This is a genomic window from Hoeflea sp. (assembly GCF_039975035.1).
Lineage (GTDB): Bacteria > Pseudomonadota > Alphaproteobacteria > Rhizobiales > Rhizobiaceae > Hoeflea.
In genome coordinates this window covers 12,709-32,331 of record NZ_JBDWHW010000223.1, presented here as the reverse complement: position 1 = coordinate 32,331, position 19,623 = coordinate 12,709, and the positions used below count along the sequence as shown (strand labels likewise).

Genomic DNA, 19,623 nt, shown 5'->3' with positions numbered 1-19,623 from the left:
TCGACCACTTCCAGCAGGCGCTGCAGGCGGATCTCACCGGTCTTGGCATTGATGTCAGCGCGAATGTTGGATTCCGATCCGTAGCGCGACCGTGCGGCCTTCTGGATCGCATCCGCCATGGCGGCGATGACGATCTCGCGGTCAATGGACTTCTCGCGAGCGACCGCATCAGCGATCTGAAGAAGCTCAAGCCTGTTTGCACTGACTGCCATGTCTGTCTCCATGTGTCGGCCCGCGACCTGGCGGGCCTTGTCTGGTTTGAACCCGCCGAGCGGGTCGGGTCTGGTTTGGGCCCGTCAAGCGGGCCGGATCGACAACGCCCCGGGGAGCGCATGCACTTCCGCCTCAGGCCGAATCGCCGGTTTCCTCCGCCTCATCAGCATTGTCATCGTTGACGGCAAGCGCGGCCTTGGCTGCCTTGTCGGCGCGAAGCGACTCGCGAATCAGTTCGTCGGTCAATATCAGCTTGGCTTCGGCGAGCGCTGAAAACGGGATGACCGCAATATTGTCTTCGCCATAGGCCGGCTGCTCCCGCTCCACCGAAAAACCGGTCTCCGTGACATCGCGAATAAATCCGCGGAACCGTTTGCGGCCGTTGATCAACACTGAGGCGTCACAGCGGGCAAGATGACCTTCCCAGCGGACAAAATCGGACTTCCGAACCAACGGCCGGTCGATGCCGGGCGACGATATTTCCAGATGATACGCCTTTTCGACCGGATCTTCCACATCCAGCACCGGCGAAACCGCGCGGGAGACCGCTTCGCAGTCCTCCACGTTCATGGTGCCGTCATTGCGCTCGGCCATGATCTGAAGCGTATAGCCGTTCTGCCCCGACAGGCGCACCCGCACCAGACGCATGTCCAGTGATTCAATCACCGGCTCGACGATCTCGGCAATGCGCGCGTCAACGCCGGTCTCGGTGACCAGTCTTTGATCGTTTGGCATTGCTGGCTCGTCTGTCATATGGCCTGATCCTCATTCTGGCTGGGCTGATCGCTCGCCTCCAACAGCGTGGGCAACAAAAAAGAGCGGGTCCTCGCGGGCCCACCCTTGCTCATAACGATCAAGAATTTGAGTGCTATATAGCCTGAATTTGCGATGCGGGCAAGGGAATTCCCTGATCCCTGCGTGGGCGGGAAGCCGAGCGGGCGGAGAACCCGAACCGGAGACATCAAGCGAGGCGCTCGAACTCCAGATAGCACGGTGTGCGGCCTTCGCGGATGGCCTTGGCCTCGTAGCGGGTGCCGGGCCAGCCCGGCCAGGGCTCGCGCCAGTCGCGGGCGGACCGGGCGGTCCACTCGAAATCGGCGTGCGCCGCAATATGCTCAAGCGTCCAGTTGACATAGGTATCTATGTCGGAAGCAAAGCCGAACCGGCCGCCGGGCTTGAGGACCCGGGCGAAGCGGTCGAGATTGACCGGCGAGACGAAGCGCCGCTTCCAGTGTTTCTTCTTGGGCCAGGGGTCTGGATAAAGCAGATCGATCCGGTCAAGACAGGCGTCAGGCAACCAGTCCAGCACCTGCGTCGCGTCGTCATCATGGACACGGATGTTGGTCAGCCCCGCGGCTTCCAGCCCACCGAGCATCTTGGCCATGGAATTGACGAAGGGTTCGACCCCGATAAATCCGGTATCGGGCGCCTGAGCAGCCCTGTGCAGCAGGTGCTCGCCGCCGCCAAACCCGATCTCAAGCCGGATTTGGCGGACAGGATCCGGCCAGAGCCCCGCCACCGGTTCGGGCGGCGGGTTTGACAGATCGAGTTTCAACGCCGGCAGCAATGACGACAGCGCCGCAGCCTGCGGCACCTTGAGTGACTTGCCCCTGCGGCGGCCATAAAAGGCTTCCGTGGCGCGGGATCGTCTCGCGGGGGTGGTCATGGCAATGTCAGCCTCGGCATCAGGCCCGCCTCGCGACATTCATGCCTGGGCGAGCCTTGAAATCAGCCTTTGATGGCTTCCTTGAGCGGCTTGACCAGATCAAGCTTTTCCCAGGAGAAGGAGCCGTCACGGCCGGCCTTGCGGCCAAAATGGCCATAGGCAGCGGTGCGGGCATAAATCGGCTTGTTCAGATCAAGATGGGTGCGGATGCCGCGCGGTGTCAGATCCATCACCTTGGGCAGGGCATCTTCAAGTGCGGATTCAGAGACCTTGCCGGTGTCATGGAAATTGACGTTGATCGACAGCGGCTGCGCCACGCCAATGGCGTAGGCGAGCTGGATGGTGCAACGATCAGCGAAACCGGCAGCAACTGCATTCTTGGCCAGATAGCGCGCGGCGTAGGCTGCCGAGCGGTCGACCTTGGTGGTGTCCTTGCCCGAAAACGCGCCGCCGCCATGGGGAGCTGCACCGCCGTAAGTGTCAACGATGATCTTGCGGCCGGTCAGGCCGGCGTCGCCGTCGGGTCCGCCAATTTCGAACTTGCCGGTCGGATTGATGTACCATTTGCAATCCGCGGCAATTGCGAGACCGTCGAGGGCTTCGCGGATATAGGGCTCGACAACTTCGCGAACCTTGGCCGATTCCCAGCTTCCATCGAGATGCTGGGTCGAAAGCACGATCGAGACGATTTCGGAAGGCTTGCCGTCGACATAGCGAACCGTGACCTGGCTCTTGGCGTCAGGACCGAGCTTGCCGGCGTCGCCCTCGCCCTTGTGGCGGGCAGCGGCAAGCAATTCGAGAATCTTGTGGCTGTAATAGATCGGCGCCGGCATCAGTTCCGGGGTCTCATTGCAGGCATAACCGAACATGATGCCCTGGTCGCCCGCGCCTTCCGAACCCTGCTGATCAGATGCGTTGTCGACGCCTTGTGCAATGTGGGCGGACTGGAAGTGCAGCAGGACCTCGACCTTGGCGGTCTTCCAGTGAAATCCGTCCTGCTCATAGCCGATCGACTTGATCGCCTTGCGCGCCGCGGACTTGAATTTGGCCGGATTGATGACATCCTTGCCGGTCTTGTCCTGCTTGATCAGCGACGGCGGCACCCGGACCTCGCCGGCGATCACAACGCGGTTGGTGGTCGCCAGGGTTTCACAGGCAACCCGCACGCTCCATGGGTCGACGCCTGTCTTCTTGGCTTCGCGATAGACCAGATCAACAATTTCATCCGAAATGCGGTCGCACACCTTGTCTGGGTGACCTTCGGATACAGATTCACTGGTGAAAAGGAAAGTCGAGCGCTCCATAGCGGGCTCCATCATGGGTCAAGATGCAGCTTCTTTAGTGGCAACAGGTCATTCTGACAAGGTCACAATGACATAAATATATCTTGATATGATCGTTTTGAAGCGATTTCAGCCAAACTCGCCTGGACGGATCCCGCCGATCCAGACAAAGCAAGCTACCCTCAGGCTGGCGGCGCATGGGGGTAGCTTGCAAAACGCGTCGTGCAGCATTGGCCGTCGTACCGAGCCCGAGCCGTCTTGACGCTCAAACCCTTGCCTGGACCGGCCTGACTTGCAACGAATGGCGTTTAGGTGACGTCGGGTTCGGATGCGAGCGACTTGACAAGATCAACCAGCTTGCGCCGCACCTTGGGATCAGGGATCTTGATGAAAGCACGATTGAGTTGCAGTCCTTCCGATGAAGACAGGAAATCAACCACGTAATTGGAGCTGTTGGCCTCGGCCATCCCCGGCTGGCCGGTGGACGGATCGCCCGGCGCATCCTCGAAAAAGAAACTGACCGGGACGTTGAGAATGGTCGAAATGTTCTGCAGCCGGCTGGCGCCCACGCGATTGGTGCCTTTTTCGTATTTCTGGATCTGCTGAAACGTGATGCCTAACGCCTCGCCCAGCTTCTCCTGGCTCATGCCGAGCATTGTTCGCCTCAAGCGAACGCGGCTGCCGACATGAATATCGATCGGATTGGGCTTTTTCTTGTTCTCAATCATATTTTCGTCCTGACAAGAGCCTGAGACTCTATGGTTGGTTTATCCCGTTCTAATTGCAAGGACCATACGCTGAAACTTGTGTGTCGGCACAGACCGACCTGCAAACGGGAACTGGGTTGACGAAAACGACTATGCTATTTCAGGGGTTTTGCGTCAATCTAGGCGGAGTCTTTTACCATTGCGCGCAATTAGCGCTGTCAGCACCATTATGACGATAATCAATCCAAAGTTAAATCGCCGATAACTGATACTCCAGAACTGTTGCGCGCTAGGCGGCAGGGCAACATCGAAAACGCCGGCTTCGCCAAGAGGCAGGCTGCCAACGATCCGGCCACCGGCATCCGCCACAATCGAGATGCCGCTGTTGGCCGCCCTGACCAGCGGGAGACGGGTTTCGACAGCGCGAACCTGCGCCTGTCGCAGGTGCTGGTAGGGTCCGGGCGTCCTGCCATACCAGGCATCATTGGTGACATTGAGCAACAAGGAGCCGCGTCCGTCGGGAACCTCCGACAAATCGGGAAATATCGCCTCGTAGCAAATCAGCGGCACGGCGCCCAAACCGCCGGGCAAGGCCAGCAATCCGCGCCGGTCGCCGGTGGAAAAACCGCCGAATGTGTCGGCCACCGGTGCCAGACCGAGTTTGCGCAACGACGCCTCGAACGGCAAATACTCACCAAAGGGAACCAGATGCAGCTTGTCGGCCGATCCGATGATCTGACCTTCGTCGTCGATCACATAGATGGTGTTGTAATAGCGTTCCGGTGCGCCTCCCGCCCCGTCTTCAAACCTGACCGCTCCGGTGATCAGGGTCTGGCCAACCTGCAGCATGTCGGCGATGCGCGAGAGCGCGCCGGGGTTTTCGGTGAGCAGGAACGGAAGCGCCGTCTCGGGCCAGACAATATGGCTCGCGCGCGGCTGACCTTCGCGTGGTGGCAAGGCGCTGAGTTCCAGCATCTGCGAGAATATTCGCTCGCGCTCGGCTGCATCCCACTTGGCCGACTGGTCGATGTTTGGCTGAACGATCCGGATCACGGCATCCGGCGCGACCGGTTGTGACCCATCCAGGCGGGAAAGCGCGAACCAGCCATAACCGACATGAGCCGAGAAGAGCAGCAATGCGACGAGGATGCCTGGGACCGCGCCGCGACTGGTTCCAACCAATGCCGGCGCGGAGAACACGAACACCGTGAGCGCCGACATGCCGAAAATGCCGACAAGCTCCACCGACTGCATCATCAGCGGCGCCGGCATGGCCGCGTATCCGATGGCGTTCCAGGGAAATCCGGTGAGCACAAAGCTCCGCAGCCACTCGCCAAGTCCGAAGGCCGCCGACAACGCCGCGATGCGACCCAGCCCATCGGACCACAACACCCGCGCCACAGCGGTGGCTGCGCCATAAAACAGCGCCAGCACGGCAGGCAATCCGAGGATGGCGAGCGGCAGCGCCCAGGCAAAGCTGTCGGCTTCCACCAGCAGCGCATTGCCCAGCCACCAGAGGCCGGCGACAAAATAGCCGAAGCCGAACCACCAACCGGTCCAGAAGGCAGGCCGCAACCGGCCGAGCAAGCCGGCTTCGGCCGAACCGCTGGCGCCATCAAGCAGCCAGACGAGAACAGGAAAGGAAATAAACAACACGGCGAAAAAATTGAAGGGCGGCAACGCCAGAACCGCCAGAGCTCCGGCCAGGAACGCCAGAACGATGCGCTTGACGCCCCAGCTCAGCATAATGGATTCAGCGATCCGTTCCAAAATCCAACGACTCCCCGCAGCCACGGAATCACGCACCGGGGTGGCGCGCAAAGGACGCTGCAACACTCTTGAATTCGCCGTATGTCCGCCTTCGAATCGAAGCCGGCTTGAAGGCGCCATGCGTCAGTCGAGCCTGCCCGGCTTGCCGGACAGGCGAATCAGTTGCGGCATCTTTTCAAAAAACACCCGCGATGTCCGGTCCGGTCAGGGACTTTTTTGACTGGCACCGGCGGGACCAACAGGAAGCGCCCGGCTCAGGCGGCGCTGGCGTCATCCGAATCCGGCTGCTTGATCGGCGGCGCTTCACCGCGCACCGGGCGGCGGCGGGGCGCCTGCCGCTTCCTGACAATGCGAACGCGCTTGACCCGGCGCGGATCTGCATCGGTGACATGAAATTCGAAGCCCGGCAGGCCTTGAACCACTTCACCGCGCGCCGGAATCCGACCGAGTTCGGAAAAGATCAGCCCGCCGATGGTGTCAACTTCCTCGCTCTGCTCGCGAATGTCGAAATCGGGGCCGATCTCATCGGCGAGATCTTCCAGCTCGGCCTTGGCATCGACGATCCAGACGTCCTCACCGGCCTTGGTGATCAGCGTTTCATCTTCATCATCATGCTCGTCGGCAATGTCGCCGACCACCATTTCGACGATGTCCTCGAGCGAAACCAGCCCGTCGGTGCCGCCATATTCGTCGATCACAAGTGCCATCTGGATACGGTTGGCCTGCATGCGCTGCATCAGGTCCGAGGCCAGCATCGACGCCGGCACGAACAGGACCTTGCGGGTTATGCCCGAATCCTGAAGCGTCTTGCTCAGGTCAACACGGGAAAGCTCCAGCGCATTGAGAGCATTGCGTTTCTGGATCGCGGCCGGGCTTTTGGCTGTGGATTTGCGTTTGGCGCGCGCCTGCTTGGTGATCCACGCCAGCAGATCACGGATATGGACCATGCCCCGCGGATCATCCAGATTCTCGGAGTAGACCGGCATGCGCGAATGCCCGGATTCCTCGAAGATTTCGAGAAGCCTGCCGAGCGTTGTCGTCTGGTCGATCGCCTCAACATCGGCGCGCGGCACCATCACATCCTCGACGCGGACTTCGCGCAGGCGCAATATGTTGTGCAGCATGGCGCGCTCGTCGGGCGAGAATGCTTCATGCAGTTCTCCCCCCGACTGCAGCGCGTCGGTCAGATCCTCGCGAATGGACTCGCGGTCTGACGGAGGAAACAGGGCGCGCACCAGGCGCTGCCAAAGTCCCATGCCATTGCGTTCGTCAGAAGCCTGAACGGCTGTCTGACCGTGCACTGCCACGGGAAGATAACTGTGGGCTTCTTCGGTAGATGCTGCGCTCGAGTCGCTTTGCGTGTCGCCGGTCGGTGCCGGGGCATTGCTGTCGGTCATCGTCTCTTCGGTGTCAAACCGGCTCTGTGTCGCCGTAAGGGTCAGATAGGTCAAGCGAGGCCAAAATGCGAGTCTCTATCGCTTCCATTTTCTCGGCATCGTTGTTTTCAATGTGATCATAGCCAAAAAGATGAAGAAATCCGTGTATGATCAGATGGGTAATATGCTCGTCCGCCGGCTTGCCCAGGTCTTGGGCCTCCCGCTCGATGGTTTCCCGCGCCAGAATGATGTCGCCCAGCATCGGCCCCGGGACGCCGCCCGGGACGAGCGGAAACGCCGGAAATGACAGGACATTGGTGGGTTTGGGCTGATTGCGCCATTGCTCATTGATGTCAGCCATCATCGCGTCATCGGCCAGCACCAGCGACACTTCCGGAGGATCTGCGGGAAACGGCTGATGCTCCTGCCGCACCAGATCCTGCACGGCCGCTTCCAGTGCAGTCAGCGTCAAGGCCTCGATTGCCTCGACATCTCCCCACTCCCCGGCCTCGGCCGCGACCGCCAGACTGATCGCCGGGAGATCGCTCATGCGCCGTCGTCGGCCTTGTGCGGATAAATGCGCTTGTCATAGGCCTCGACAATGCGCTGCACCAGCGGATGGCGCACGACATCGACGCCGCGGAACCGGCAGGTGACCACACCATCGACCCCGTCAAGGATGGACAAGGCCTCGACAAGGCCGGAGGTAACGCCGCGCGGCAGATCCACCTGGCTCGGGTCGCCGGTGATGATCATGCGGGAATTCTCGCCCAGACGGGTGAGAAACATCTTCATCTGCATCTGCGTGGTGTTCTGTGCCTCGTCAAGGATGACGGCGGCATTGGCCAGCGTGCGGCCGCGCATGAAGGCCAGCGGCGCGATTTCGATGACGCCTGCGGTGATGGCGCGTTCGACCCTGTCGCCGGGCATCATGTCGTAGAGCGCGTCATAGAGCGGCCTGAGATAGGGATCGACCTTCTCTTTCATGTCGCCGGGCAGAAAGCCCAGACGTTCGCCAGCTTCCACCGCCGGACGCGACAGGATGATGCGTTCGACCGAGCCGCGCTCGAGCAGGTGCGCCGCATGGGCGACGGCCAGATAGGTCTTGCCGGTTCCGGCGGGGCCGACGCCGAAGACCAGCTCGGAGCGTTCCATGGCACGCATATAGGCGTCCTGGGTCGGCGTCCGGGCGATGATGGTCTTCTTGCGTGTTGAAATCTGCGCAAGGCTCATCTTGCCCTTGCGCTCAAGCGTCGGCAACATCAGCTGGTCGTCCGCCGCAAGCGCCATGCGAATGGCGCCTTCGACATCCGAGCTCTCGACGCTGGCGCCCTTGAGCAAGCGGTCATAGAGAAAATCCAGGGCCCGGCGCGCCTGATTGATGGCGATTTCCTCGCCGCGCAATGTGACCGTGTTGCCACGAGCCCTTGCATCGATTTTCAGTTTCTGTTCGAGCAACGCCAAATTCTGGTCAAACTGGCCAAAAAGCTCACTGGCGAGACGGTTGTTTTCAAAGGTGAGCGCGAGGTGGGTCGCGTCCGACGCGCCCGATGCGGGCGTCGCAGCTTCTGTCTGGGACAGGTGCTCAACTGTCAAACGATCTGGCTCCAAATTAGCACTGGCGCATCATTCCACAATTTCCGCGAAAAGACTGCTTGTGCCGGGTTGCGTGATTCGCACTCTGACAATGTCACCGATTTCGCCCACCTTTGCATCAACTATTACCGGCTGCAGCCAGGGTGAACGGCCAATAAGCTGGCCGGTGTTGCGCCCGGGTTTCTCAAGCAGCAGATCGACCACCTTGCCGACGCACTGGCTGCCGAAGGCCCGGGTCTGCTGGTTCAGCAGATCCTGAAGCCGCGCCAGCCGCTCGGACTTGACCGCCTCATCAACCTGAGCTTCCATATCGGCGCCCGGCGTGCCGGGGCGGATCGAATATTTGAAGGAGAAGGCGGCGGCATAGTTGACCTCGCGGATCAGCTCCATCGTCTCTTCGAAATCAGCATCGGTTTCGCCGGGGAAGCCGACGATGAAATCACCCGACAGCGCGATGTCCGGACGAGCGGCGCGAATCCGCTCGACCAGCCCAAGATACTGTCCGGCCGTGTGACGCCGGTTCATCGCCTTGAGGATACGATCCGACCCGGACTGGACCGGAAGGTGCAGGTAGGGCATCAGTTCGGGAAGGTCGCGGTGCGCCGCGATCAGCGCATCATCCATGTCGCGGGGATGGCTGGTGGTGTAACGGATACGGTCAATTCCATCGATCGTCGCCAGGCGGCGGACCAGTTCGCCAAGACCCCATTCGCGACCGTCCTGGCCCTTGCCGTGCCAGGCGTTGACGTTCTGGCCCAGAAGCGTGATTTCGCGCACACCGGCATCAGCCAGCCGTTCGGCTTCCTGGATAATCCTGCCGACCGGGCGCGACACCTCGGCGCCGCGGGTATAAGGCACGACACAGAAAGTGCAGAACTTGTCGCAGCCTTCCTGAACGGTGAGAAATGCAGCAACGCCACGGGCACGAATCGATTTTTCCGGAGCATCGGGCAGGCCGTCGAACTTGTCCTCAGTGGGAAACTCGGTTTCGACAATCTGCTCGCCGTTGCGCGCCCGGGCAAGGGCTTCGGGCAGGCGATGATAGGTCTGCGGTCCGATCACCACATCGACAACAGGCGCGCGGCGGATGATTTCACTGCCTTCGGCCTGGGCAACGCAACCGGCGACGGCCACCATCAGGTCGCCCCCATCGGCATTGCGCTGCTTCTTGAGCTTTGCCAGCCGTCCCAGCTGCGAATAAACCTTTTCGGCGGCCTTTTCACGGATATGGCAGGTGTTGATCAGCACCAGATCAGCCGCCTCGACCGAATCGACGGCCTCATAGCCGTCGCGGGTCAGCGCGTCGCCCATGCGTTCGCTGTCATAGACATTCATCTGGCAGCCATAGGTCTTGACGAAGACCTTTCTGGACTGCCCGCCGGGGTGTGTGCCAGATCCGGCGGCGGGGGCTGTCTCGGGCTTGGCCGCGGACCGGTCTTTCGGAGTGAGGATCGCTTGTGTCATCGGGGGCTTTTAGCGCCTAATTGATGGCTTGAAAATGGCGAACTAGCCATTGATTTTACCCTGCAGGGCGCTGATCAGGCCGGCGCGCACCCGGGCCTCGACCAGGCGGGCTGTGTTCTTGCGATCGGTGGTCGCGTCAAAGGCGACGGTTTGACTGAAAATCACCTCCACATCAATCGCGCCATATCTGATGACCCGGAGAAAATGCGGCGCCAGAGCCACGTCCCCCGGCCAGCCCGCGACCGGGCGGTGATAACGGCCCATCGGCATGCCGTGAATGCCGACATAGGCGATCGAGACCGGCTGGATATAGACCTTGCCTTCAGGCGCTAACGGCAAGGCGGCGCTTGCGGCGCCAAACAGTGAGGCATTGAACGGCATCACCCGATTGCCATCGGAGGTGGTGCCTTCGGCAAACAGCACAACCACTTCGCCCGAGATCAACCGTAGGGATACGTCGGAGACCTGTGCGCCGGTCTTGCGCCGCTGCTGGCGCTCGACAAAGACCGACTGTTGCAGCCGCGCCAGCCAACCCAGCACCGGCCAGGTCCGGACTTCGGATTTGGCGATGAACACCAGCTCGGCGACCGAACCGAGAACAAGGATGTCCTTCCAGGACACATGGTTGGAGACCAGCAATAAAGGCCGCTGTTGCGACAGGTGGCCATGGGTGTGGACCCTGAGCCCGACTATACGGCACATGATCCGGTGCCACCAGCGCGGCAACCGTCGCATCAGGGAGTGCCCCAGACCAAGCGCAACCATCTGAACCGGCAACAGCACCAGCGTCAGCATGAGGAATGCCGCAACAACGAAGAGAATGCGCAATCCCGCGATCATCGCCGGACCGGGGGAACATGACGGTGCGCAGGATCCATCGCGCTGGCCTATTGCTTGTCGGTCTTGAGCGGGATCCCGTAGAGTTCAAGCCGGTGATCGACGAGCTTGAACCCGTGCTCGCGGGCAATGCGTTCCTGCAACGCCTCGATTTCGGGCGAATGAAACTCGATCACCGTGCCGGTCCGCAGATCAATGAGATGATCATGATGCTCTTCCGGCACGGTTTCGTAACGTGACCGGCCGTCGCGGAAATCATGCCGTTCGATGATACCGATATCCTCGAACAACTTGACCGTGCGGTAGACCGTGGACATGGAGATGCGCGGATCAACCAGCACCGCACGGCGGTACAGTTCCTCGACATCGGGATGATCCTGCGCGCCATCAAGCACGCGGGCAATGATGCGCCGCTGTTCGGTCATGCGCATACCGCGCTCGGCGCATCTGTCTTCGAGGGATTTCTGTTCGTCCATCGCCTGCCCCGCCGGGTATGTGGAGAGGTTATGCCGGCGACGCTGTGCCGACGATTCAACCGGGACTAACGAAGATCGCGCCGCATGACAAGCGCCGTCGTGCTCGGTTGGCCCTGACGGGCATAATAGGCGCGTCTTTCCCCGACCTGGACGAAATCGAGCCTGCGGTACATCTGAACGGCTGGCAAATTGGTTTCATCCACTTCGAGAAATATCTCCTCGGCGCCGCGTCGCTTGGCTTCCTGCATGGCGCTGCGCATCAACCGCCAGCCCAGCCCGCCGCGACGCTGCTTCGGCGAGATGCCGATCGACAGGATCTCGGCTTCCCCGGCAGCCTCGCGGCAGAGCACGAAACCCGCCGCCGCATCGCGGGCGCGGGCTTCCGGGCAGGCCAGGAATCCGAACACCGATTGCTGTGTAATGAGGCTTTCGAATTCCCCGTCGCCCCAAGCACGGGCAAAGGCTTCTCCGTGAATGCGCGAGGCCGTGCGCGCGTCTTTCATGCCAATCTCCAGAATCAGGCACTCAGGCTGGCGTCCGAACAGGCGCATGACCATCAGCCCGCGACCTCGTGCGCCAGCGCGAAACCGGTCTGCGGCTTGGCGTCCGCATCACGCAGATAGCGCGGCTCGGCCGGATGGCCGACCGGATCCAGACGGGCTGCGAGCCGGGCCACATCCTCGATCTTCGGCGCCGCGATATCTGCGATGACTTGAGAGGACAGCGACGCATCGATGCCAGCCAACAGGGCGGCGCCGCTGCCGATGAGCCCACATCCGCGGGTCTGGGCCAGACCGGCGGCGGCGGCAGGTGTCAATTCCGCGCCAGCATCGACCACATCACCGTTCGCATCGACCAGAAGCGTCCAGACCCGGTCGCGCTTTGCATCCAGCACCGCCATCACCGTCTTGGCGCTTTGGAGAGCTGCGGGAATTGCGATGGCTTCAAGTGACCCGACACCGACGCAGGGCGCATCCAGCGCCAGAGCAAGCCCGCGGGCGAAAGCGACACCTACACGAATGCCGGCAAAGGAGCCGGGGCCGATGGTCACGCCGATTCGCCTCACCTGCGCGAGATCCATGCCGGCTTCGGCCAGCACGGCCTCGACAATGGCTGGCAATTGCTCGGCATGGCCGCGCCCGATGTCCGGGCTGGCCGAGGCGACAATGCGGTCCGTGTCGCCGTGATAAAGGGCCACGGAACACAACCGCGCGGAACAATCCAGAGCAAGCGTCAACACCGGGCACATCCTATGGAAAAGGCCGGGCGGACGCGGCACCCTGCGCCGGCCTTGGCAGAAATATCAGCCAGCCCGACAAGGGCAGGCCGGGCTCAGACGGCTTCGACTTCACGAACTTCCGGAACGAAATGCTTGAGCAAATTCTGAATGCCGTGTTTGAGCGTCGCGGTGGAAGACGGGCAGCCGGCGCAGGCGCCCTTCATGTGCAGGAACACTTTGCCATCGCGGAAGCCGCGGAAGGTGATATCGCCGCCATCCTGGGCCACGGCGGGACGCACTCGGGTTTCAAGCAGTTCCTTGATGGTGGCCACGATGGTCTCGTCGCCTTTCTCGAAGAATTCGTCATCCGGGACCGCCGAATCGCCGTTCTCGCCCGACAGGATCGCTGCGCCGGACATGAAATGCTCCATGATGGTGCCGAGCACGGCCGGCTTGAGATGCTGCCAATCCGCGCCATCCTTGGTGATGGTGATGAAATCATAGCCGTAGAACACGCCTGTTACACCCGGAATGCCGAACAGCTTGGCGGCTAGAGGCGACGACTGGCCTGCTTCCTCGGCGCTGCGGTAATCGGCGGTACCCTGGTCCATAACAACCTTGCCCGGAAGGAACTTCAACGTTGCGGGGTTGGGGGTGGATTCGGTCTGGATGAACATTTGCAATCTCCCTGCCTGGTACAACAACCGGCCAGTTTAGAACTCTTCAAAACAAGATAAGCCTCTGTGCGCCTGCAATCAAGAGCCTATACCGGGGAGAGCAAGGCGCTCTCAATGTGATGGGCTAGCTCAGCGCATCGATTTCATCATCGGAGAGCGCGTCGGGAATGACCGTGACCGGGATCGGAAATGCCGCGCCGCGGCCGGCGATGGAGGCCACCAGCGGACCCGGGCCATCCTTGGCGGAGCCTGCCGCAAGCACAAGGATGGCGATGTCCTGGTCTTCCTCTATGACCGCATGGATTTCCTCGGTGGTCTTGCCCTGCCGTATCACCACTTCCGGATCAATGCCTATGATCTGGCGAATTTTCTCGCTGGCCTTGGCCAGCGTGGCTTCCGCCTCTTCCATCGCTTCGGCGCGCATGATTTCCTCGACGCCGAGCCAGTGCTGGAAATCGCCGGGCTCGATGACATAGACCAGAACCAGACCGCCGCCGGAATTGTAGGCGCGCATGCCGGCATACCGCATGGCGCGTTCGCATTCCGGCGTGTCGTCGATGACGGCGAGAAACTTGCGCCGGTGGCCGGCTTCACGTGAGCGTCTTCTTGATACCATGGGCGGGACAATGCCATCAGAGCGGGCTAGCCCGCAAGACCGTTTTTTCAGACCCCGACAGCGTCGCGCCGCCGGGGTTCCGGTCGGGTGTTAAAGGAAACCGATAATCTCGCGGACATCGGTCATGGTCTTCTCGGCCAGGGCATTGGCGCGGGCGCTGCCGTCCTTGAGAATCCCGTCGATGTGGCTGGGGTCATTCATCAGACGCGACATTTCTGCGGTTATTGGTGCGAGAACATTCACAGCCAGATCGACCAGAGCCGGCTTGAATACCGAGAATTGCTGACCGGCATATTCCTCCAGAACATCCTTGCGGGTGCGGTCACTGAGAGCGGCGTAGATGCCGAGCAGATTCTGCGCCTCCGGACGGCCTTCGAGCTCCTCGAGCGTTTCAGGCAACGGCGCCGGATCGGTCTTGGCCTTGCGGATTTTCTTGGCGATGGTGTCGGCATCGTCATCGAGATTGATGCGCGAGAGATCCGACGGATCGGATTTCGACATTTTCTTGGAGCCGTCACGCAAGCTCATGACACGCGGCGCGGGGCCTTCGATCAGCGGCTCGGTCATCGGGAAGAAACCGGAGACCTTTTCCTCGCCTACCATCATGTCGACACCGACACCCGCATCGCGGATGCGATCGGAGAAATCGATGTTGAATTTCTGGGCGATGTCACGGGTCAGTTCGAGATGCTGTTTCTGATCGTCACCAACCGGCACATGGGTGGCGCGGTAGAGCAAAATATCAGCTGCCATCAGGCTCGGGTAGGCAAGCAGGCCGAGCGAGGCGTTCTCGCGGTCCTTTCCGGCCTTGTCCTTGAACTGGGTCATGCGATTCATCCAGCCGATGCGTGCCACACAATTGAAGATCCAGGCAAGTTCGGCATGGCCGGGAACGCCCGACTGGTTGAAGACGATGTGCTTGACCGGGTCGATGCCCGACGCGATGAAGGCAGCCGCGATGGAGCGGGTCTGAGTCTTCAGGTCCTGATGGACAAGCTGGGCGGTGATCGAGTGCATGTCGACCACACAGAAGATGCAATCATGCTGTTCCTGAAGTGCGACGAACTTGCGGATGGCGCCGAGATAATTGCCCAGATGAAGGTTGCCGGTGGGCTGAACGCCGGAGAAAACCAGCGGCTTGAAAGTTGCGGACATGATGTGCTCCCGGCGGGCTTGTGGAGGGCCCGCATACCTCATTGAAATCGGGCGGGGTTATGCGGCTGCGACAGTCGCAGGTCAAGTCCCCATCAAGCCTTGCTGCCGGACCTCAAGGCTTCCTGCGGCGCTTGAGCAGCCGTGCGAATTCCGCCCGGTCGAGCGCGCCTGTCACGAATGCGAAGCCGAAATAGACCACCGCAGCCAGAACAACTGTCACGATGACGGATGCCAGGCGCACGAGAAGCGTGGCGTCGAGCAGCAGATGCGGGAAGGTTGCTTCGGCCCACCACAACAGCGCGCCCATCAGCGCAGCACCGGCGACAATCAGCAGTACCCGGCGCACTGTGACGGCTGCAGGCCTAAACAGATCCCGCGCGACCAGGCGCTGGCCGAGATACAACGCAGAGATCCAGCCGGCCAAGCTGGTGGCAACTGCCAGGCCCATCACGCCAAGACGGGGAAACAACAACAGACTGCCAACAATATTGATCACAACCGACAGGGTCGATGCCCACATCGGCGTGCGCATGTCCTCGCGGGCATAAAACACCGGCGTGAAAATCTTCGAAAGCACGAAGGCCGGCAGGCCGACCGCGAAAGCGGCCAGCACCGTGGAGGTGATCAGCGTGGTTTCCCGGGTGAACGCCCCGCGCTCGAACACCAGCGCAATGATCGGCTCGGGCAGCAAGGCCAAGCCGACAGCCGCGGGGACGGTGATCGCCAGGCCGAATTCGAGGCTGCGGTTTTGCAGATATTGCGCCTCCTTGATGTCGCCGGCCTGAAGCGCGCGGGACAATTCTGGCAGCAGCACGACACCGATGGCTATGCCGATGACCCCGAGCGGAAGCTGGTTGAGACGGTCGGCGTAGTTGATGATGGCGATGGCGCCGTCCTGCGCGGAGGCAATGATCTGGCCGACCAGCAGATTGATTTGGGTAATGCCGCCGGTGATCGCGGCGGGCAGGGCAAGCCACAGCAAACGCTTGACGGCGGGCGTCAGCCTCGGGCGCACCAGCCCCAGCGCGAAACCCTCACGCTTGATCGCCAAGACCAGAAGGCCAAGCTGGAGCAGTCCCGACACCGTCACCGACCAGCCCAGAATCTTGCCTGTTTCGGGCGCTGAGAGATCGAGATAGCCCGCGGCCAGCAGACCTGTGACCAGAACCACATTGAGCAGAACCGGGGCAAGGGCTGCGAGAAAATCCCGCCTGAGCGAATTGAGGATGCCGGCCAGCATTGCCACCAGGCTCATGGCGGCAAGATAGGGAAACATGATCCGCGCCAGAAGCACGGTAAGATCGAATTTTTCGGGATCGGAGGCAAATTTGGGAGCAATGACGGTGCCGACCAGGAACGGCATGAAAATCATCGCCAGCGCACTGGGCGCAAACAGCGACAGCAAGAGCACCGACAGCACCTGTTCAGCGAATTTCTTCGCCGCCGCCTGGCCTCCTGCCTCTATCTCCCTGGCGAAAAGCGGCACGAAGGCCGCATTGAACGCGCCTTCGGCGAAAAGCCGGCGAAACAGGTTGGGAAAGCGGAAAGCGGCATAGAATGCGTCGGCAACTGGCCCCGCGCCCAAAAACGCCGCGATCATCGCCTCGCGCACGAAGCCCAGCACGCGGCTTGCCATGGTTGCGCCGCCGACGCTTGCGAATTTCTTGATCAGGCTCATGCGTTGGTGTCCGATTCTATGCCGTGGTCCGGCCGCGCCGGGTGGAACCTTGCGGCGCGATCATTCCCGAAGGCATGTGATCGCGAACCTCGTCCTCTTCCTTGCCGAGAACCGCCTTGAGGCGCGCGACGATATTGATCTTGCGGTTCTCGTTGGTGATTTTCATGCCGACAAGATCCCGCACGTAAAAAGTATCAACCACTTTCTCGCCAAAGGTGGTGATGTGCGCCGAGGCAATGTCGAGCGAAAGATCCGACAGCACCGAGGCGACCTCGGACAACAGCCCGGTGCGGTCGAGGCATTCGATCTCGATTACGGTGAACTTGTTGGACAACGTGTTCGAAATCGTCACCTGGGGCTTGACGATAAACGGACGATGCTTGCGTTTGCCGCGGGTCTTGCGGGCAATCACTTCGGGGATATGCGCCCTGCCGGCAAGCACGTCCTCGATCATCCGGCCGATCGATGCACCACGCCTGAGTTCGTCATCGTCATCGGGCAGCTCGCGGTTGATCAGGATGGTGTCCAGCGCCCGGCCGTCGGAGGTGGTGAAGACCTGCGCGTCGGCGATGTTGGCGCCGGCGGCGGCACAGGCGCCGGTGACGACCGACAACAGGCGGGGGTGGTCAGGCGATAAAAGCGTAATCTCAGTGATGGCGTGAAAGGCATGGGTCCGCACCATGGTGGCGAGCTGCTTTTTCGCCCTGTCGGCCTCGCGAATGAACTCGGCATGGCGCACCTGTTCCTCGAGCGGCACCGCCAGCAGGTAGGGCTCGTAATGCAGCTTCACATAGGCCTTGCGGTCCTTCTCCTTCCAGTCCGAGAGAGCCTCGCCAAGCGCGTCGCGGGCATGGGCGGTGCGCTCCTTGCGCGAAACTTCGGAAAAGCCACCCGACAGCATCAGCTCGGTTTCGTAATAGAGCGTTCGCAACAGCTGGCCTTTCCAGCCGTTCCAGACACCGGGACCGACGGCGCGGATATCGCAGACAGACAGCACCAGCAGCATCTTCAGCCGTTCAAGCGTGCGCACCTTCTCGGCGAAATCGGTGATCGTCTTGCGGTCGTTGAGATCACGGGTCTGCGCCACCATCGACATGGTCAGGTGATCCTCGACCAGCCAGGCCACGAGCTCGGTCTGCTTGGGTGACAGGCCCAGCCGCGGGCAGATCTTGCGCGCCGCCCGGGCACCGGCGATGGAGTGGTCCTCCGGCCGGCCCTTGGCTATGTCGTGCAGGAATACCGCGACATAGAGCGCCTCGCGCTCCTCGATGCCGGGCATGATCTTGGACGCCAGCGGGTGCTCCCGCAGCTCCTCGCCCTTGTCGATACCCGACAGCACCGACACCGTCCGGATCAGATGCTCGTCGACCGTATAGTGATGATACATATTGAACTGCATCATCGAGACAATCTTGCCGAACTCCGGGATGAACCGGCCGAGCACGCCAGCTTCATTCATCCGTCTGAGCATGATCGCGGGCTGCCGCTTGGAGGTCAGGATCGACAGAAACAGCCGGTTGGCCTCCTCGTTTTCACGCAATTCGGCATTGATCATGCGAAGCGAGCGCGTCACACGCTTGAGCGCATCGGGATGAAACTCCAGCCCGCGGATATCGGCGAGATGGAACAGCCGGATGATGTTGACCGGATCGCGCTTGAACACCTCGGCGTCGGCAAGGTTGATACGGCCCTTGTCCTCGAGAAAATCCAGGGTGCCGGCGATCTTGCGCGGCCGGTTGGCAAAGCGGGAAATCACCCCGGTCAGCCCGGGCGCCTGCTTGGCCTGCTGGTCCTCGAGACCGGCGCAGAAGATGCGGGTCAGGTCGCCGACATCCTTGGCCACAAGAAAATAGTGTTTCATGAAGCGCTCGACGGCGGAAAGGCCGGGGTGATCCTGGTAGCCCAGTCCCGAGGCGATGTCGCGCTGAATATCGAAGGACAAGCGCTCTTCCGACTTTCCGGTGAGGAAGTGCATGTGACAGCGCACCGCCCAGAGGAAATCCTCGGCCTTGAGAAACAGGTTGAATTCCCGCCGCGACAGCACACCAAGTCCGACAAGCTCCTCGGTGTCGCGGATATGGTAGAAATATTTGGAGATCCAGAACAGTGTGTTGAGATCGCGCAAGCCGCCCTTGCCTTCCTTGACATTGGGCTCGACCAGATAGCGGGTGTCGCCGGCCTTGCGGTGGCGTTCGTCGCGCTCGGCAAGTTTGGCGGAGATGAATTCCGGCCCGGTACCGTCCACCACCTCATTGTCGAAGCGCTCGCCCAGATCCTTGAAGAGAGCCAGCTCGCCGCAGAGAAAACGGGCCTCGAGAATGGCGGTGCGGATGGTCATGTCGGAGCGTGACAGCCGGATGCATTCATCGACATTGCGGGTGGCGTGGCCGACCTTGAGACCCATGTCCCACAGGATGTACAGGATCCACTCGACAATCTGCTCGGTCCAGGGCGTGTTCCGGTAGGGCAGCACGAACAGCAGATCGATGTCGGAGCCCGGCGCCAGAGTGCCGCGACCATATCCGCCCACGGCCGTCACGGTCAGACGTTCCGACATCGACGGGTTTTCGACCCGGTAAACATGCTGGCTGGCATAATCGTAAAGCGCAGCCGTGATGACATCCTGCAAATGCGAAATCCGCACGGCGCAAGCAGTTCCGCCGCCATCATCAAACAACATGGTGCGGGCGGTTTCGCGGCCAAGCGAATTGACCCGTTTGACTTCGGCCAGCACTGCCTGCCGGGCTTCGGTGCTGGCGCCGCCAAGCCTGGCCGCAATGGCGTTGAGTGCCTTGCGCAATATGGCCGGGTCGACGATCTGGTTGAGATCAAGGCGGTCTTCGGCGGCATTCAACATGAATTCGGTCCTGGTCGCAGTCGGTGTTTGGAC

The 19,623-nt window shown here is 61.3% G+C and carries 19 protein-coding genes; all 19 read right to left on the bottom strand.

Annotation, left to right across the window (positions count from 1 at the left end; translation table 11 throughout):
• Positions 1-212: NusA N-terminal domain-containing protein (locus ABJN75_RS19830; RefSeq protein ID WP_348441325.1), on the bottom strand; the 212-nt coding region annotated here is incomplete at its 3' end.
• Positions 213-345: 133 nt separating this feature from the next.
• A complete protein-coding gene (rimP, locus tag ABJN75_RS19825) occupies positions 346-966 on the bottom strand; it encodes a ribosome maturation factor RimP (protein WP_348441324.1) in 621 nt (206 codons plus the stop codon).
• Positions 967-1,174: 208 nt separating this feature from the next.
• Positions 1,175-1,879, bottom strand: a complete 705-nt coding sequence (gene trmB, locus ABJN75_RS19820) for a tRNA (guanosine(46)-N7)-methyltransferase TrmB (RefSeq protein WP_348441323.1) — start codon at positions 1,877-1,879, stop codon at positions 1,175-1,177.
• 62 nt (positions 1,880-1,941) lie between these two features.
• The gene (metK, locus tag ABJN75_RS19815) at positions 1,942-3,183 is read right to left on the bottom strand and encodes a methionine adenosyltransferase (protein WP_348441322.1); all 1,242 of its coding nucleotides are present in this window, start codon (positions 3,181-3,183) and stop codon (positions 1,942-1,944) included.
• Positions 3,184-3,470: 287 nt separating this feature from the next.
• On the bottom strand, positions 3,471-3,890 hold the full coding sequence (locus ABJN75_RS19810) for a helix-turn-helix domain-containing protein (protein ID WP_348441321.1): 420 nt from the start codon (positions 3,888-3,890) through the stop codon (positions 3,471-3,473).
• A gap of 153 nt (positions 3,891-4,043) precedes the next feature.
• Positions 4,044-5,639: an apolipoprotein N-acyltransferase gene (gene lnt, locus ABJN75_RS19805; protein WP_348441320.1), complete on the bottom strand. Its 1,596-nt coding sequence runs from the start codon at positions 5,637-5,639 to the stop codon at positions 4,044-4,046.
• 254 nt (positions 5,640-5,893) lie between these two features.
• Positions 5,894-7,036 (bottom strand): hemolysin family protein, encoded by a 1,143-nt coding sequence (locus ABJN75_RS19800; protein WP_348441318.1) that lies wholly within the window; start codon positions 7,034-7,036, stop codon positions 5,894-5,896.
• A gap of 13 nt (positions 7,037-7,049) precedes the next feature.
• Positions 7,050-7,565, bottom strand: coding sequence for an rRNA maturation RNase YbeY (gene ybeY / locus ABJN75_RS19795; RefSeq protein ID WP_348441317.1), 516 nt, complete (start codon positions 7,563-7,565; stop codon positions 7,050-7,052).
• On the bottom strand, positions 7,562-8,611 hold the full coding sequence (locus ABJN75_RS19790) for a PhoH family protein (protein ID WP_348441316.1): 1,050 nt from the start codon (positions 8,609-8,611) through the stop codon (positions 7,562-7,564). Before ABJN75_RS19790 ends, ybeY begins: the two co-directional genes overlap by 4 nt.
• 30 nt (positions 8,612-8,641) lie before the next feature.
• Positions 8,642-10,075, bottom strand: coding sequence for a tRNA (N6-isopentenyl adenosine(37)-C2)-methylthiotransferase MiaB (gene miaB, locus ABJN75_RS19785; RefSeq protein WP_348441315.1), 1,434 nt, complete (start codon positions 10,073-10,075; stop codon positions 8,642-8,644).
• 42 nt (positions 10,076-10,117) lie between these two features.
• Entirely contained in the window at positions 10,118-10,915 is a 798-nt protein-coding gene (locus tag ABJN75_RS19780) for a lysophospholipid acyltransferase family protein (RefSeq protein WP_348441314.1), read from the bottom strand.
• A 47-nt stretch (positions 10,916-10,962) separates the two neighbouring features.
• Entirely contained in the window at positions 10,963-11,388 is a 426-nt protein-coding gene (locus tag ABJN75_RS19775) for a Fur family transcriptional regulator (protein ID WP_348441313.1), read from the bottom strand.
• Between the two features lie 65 nt (positions 11,389-11,453).
• On the bottom strand, positions 11,454-11,939 hold the full coding sequence (locus ABJN75_RS19770; protein WP_348441329.1) for a GNAT family N-acetyltransferase: 486 nt from the start codon (positions 11,937-11,939) through the stop codon (positions 11,454-11,456).
• Positions 11,940-11,944: 5 nt separating this feature from the next.
• Complete coding sequence (tsaB, locus tag ABJN75_RS19765; protein ID WP_348441312.1) at positions 11,945-12,637, bottom strand: tRNA (adenosine(37)-N6)-threonylcarbamoyltransferase complex dimerization subunit type 1 TsaB; 693 nt, start codon at positions 12,635-12,637, stop codon at positions 11,945-11,947.
• 83 nt (positions 12,638-12,720) lie between these two features.
• Entirely contained in the window at positions 12,721-13,284 is a 564-nt protein-coding gene (locus tag ABJN75_RS19760) for a NifU family protein (protein ID WP_348441311.1), read from the bottom strand.
• A 124-nt stretch (positions 13,285-13,408) separates the two neighbouring features.
• On the bottom strand, positions 13,409-13,900 hold the full coding sequence (locus ABJN75_RS19755) for a universal stress protein (protein ID WP_348441310.1): 492 nt from the start codon (positions 13,898-13,900) through the stop codon (positions 13,409-13,411).
• 90 nt (positions 13,901-13,990) lie between these two features.
• On the bottom strand, positions 13,991-15,055 hold the full coding sequence (trpS, locus tag ABJN75_RS19750; protein WP_348441309.1) for a tryptophan--tRNA ligase: 1,065 nt from the start codon (positions 15,053-15,055) through the stop codon (positions 13,991-13,993).
• Positions 15,056-15,167: 112 nt separating this feature from the next.
• Entirely contained in the window at positions 15,168-16,733 is a 1,566-nt protein-coding gene (gene murJ, locus ABJN75_RS19745; RefSeq protein WP_348441308.1) for a murein biosynthesis integral membrane protein MurJ, read from the bottom strand.
• 16 nt (positions 16,734-16,749) lie between these two features.
• Positions 16,750-19,590: a [protein-PII] uridylyltransferase gene (locus tag ABJN75_RS19740; protein WP_348441307.1), complete on the bottom strand. Its 2,841-nt coding sequence runs from the start codon at positions 19,588-19,590 to the stop codon at positions 16,750-16,752.
• Between the last annotated feature and the right edge of the window lie 33 nt (positions 19,591-19,623).

Coding starts and splice junctions, on each gene's coding strand:
- rimP (WP_348441324.1), bottom strand. CDS start 966: ATGACAGACGAGCCAGCAATGCCAAACGATCAAAGACTGGTCACCGAG.
- trmB (WP_348441323.1), bottom strand. CDS start 1,879: ATGACCACCCCCGCGAGACGATCCCGCGCCACGGAAGCCTTTTATGGC.
- metK (WP_348441322.1), bottom strand. CDS start 3,183: ATGGAGCGCTCGACTTTCCTTTTCACCAGTGAATCTGTATCCGAAGGT.
- ABJN75_RS19810 (WP_348441321.1), bottom strand. CDS start 3,890: ATGATTGAGAACAAGAAAAAGCCCAATCCGATCGATATTCATGTCGGC.
- ABJN75_RS19800 (WP_348441318.1), bottom strand. CDS start 7,036: ATGACCGACAGCAATGCCCCGGCACCGACCGGCGACACGCAAAGCGAC.
- ybeY (WP_348441317.1), bottom strand. CDS start 7,565: ATGAGCGATCTCCCGGCGATCAGTCTGGCGGTCGCGGCCGAGGCCGGG.
- miaB (WP_348441315.1), bottom strand. CDS start 10,075: ATGACACAAGCGATCCTCACTCCGAAAGACCGGTCCGCGGCCAAGCCC.
- ABJN75_RS19780 (WP_348441314.1), bottom strand. CDS start 10,915: ATGATCGCGGGATTGCGCATTCTCTTCGTTGTTGCGGCATTCCTCATG.
- ABJN75_RS19775 (WP_348441313.1), bottom strand. CDS start 11,388: ATGGACGAACAGAAATCCCTCGAAGACAGATGCGCCGAGCGCGGTATG.
- ABJN75_RS19770 (WP_348441329.1), bottom strand. CDS start 11,939: ATGCGCCTGTTCGGACGCCAGCCTGAGTGCCTGATTCTGGAGATTGGC.
- tsaB (WP_348441312.1), bottom strand. CDS start 12,637: ATGTGCCCGGTGTTGACGCTTGCTCTGGATTGTTCCGCGCGGTTGTGT.
- ABJN75_RS19760 (WP_348441311.1), bottom strand. CDS start 13,284: ATGTTCATCCAGACCGAATCCACCCCCAACCCCGCAACGTTGAAGTTC.
- ABJN75_RS19755 (WP_348441310.1), bottom strand. CDS start 13,900: ATGGTATCAAGAAGACGCTCACGTGAAGCCGGCCACCGGCGCAAGTTT.
- trpS (WP_348441309.1), bottom strand. CDS start 15,055: ATGTCCGCAACTTTCAAGCCGCTGGTTTTCTCCGGCGTTCAGCCCACC.
- murJ (WP_348441308.1), bottom strand. CDS start 16,733: ATGAGCCTGATCAAGAAATTCGCAAGCGTCGGCGGCGCAACCATGGCA.
- ABJN75_RS19740 (WP_348441307.1), bottom strand. CDS start 19,590: ATGTTGAATGCCGCCGAAGACCGCCTTGATCTCAACCAGATCGTCGAC.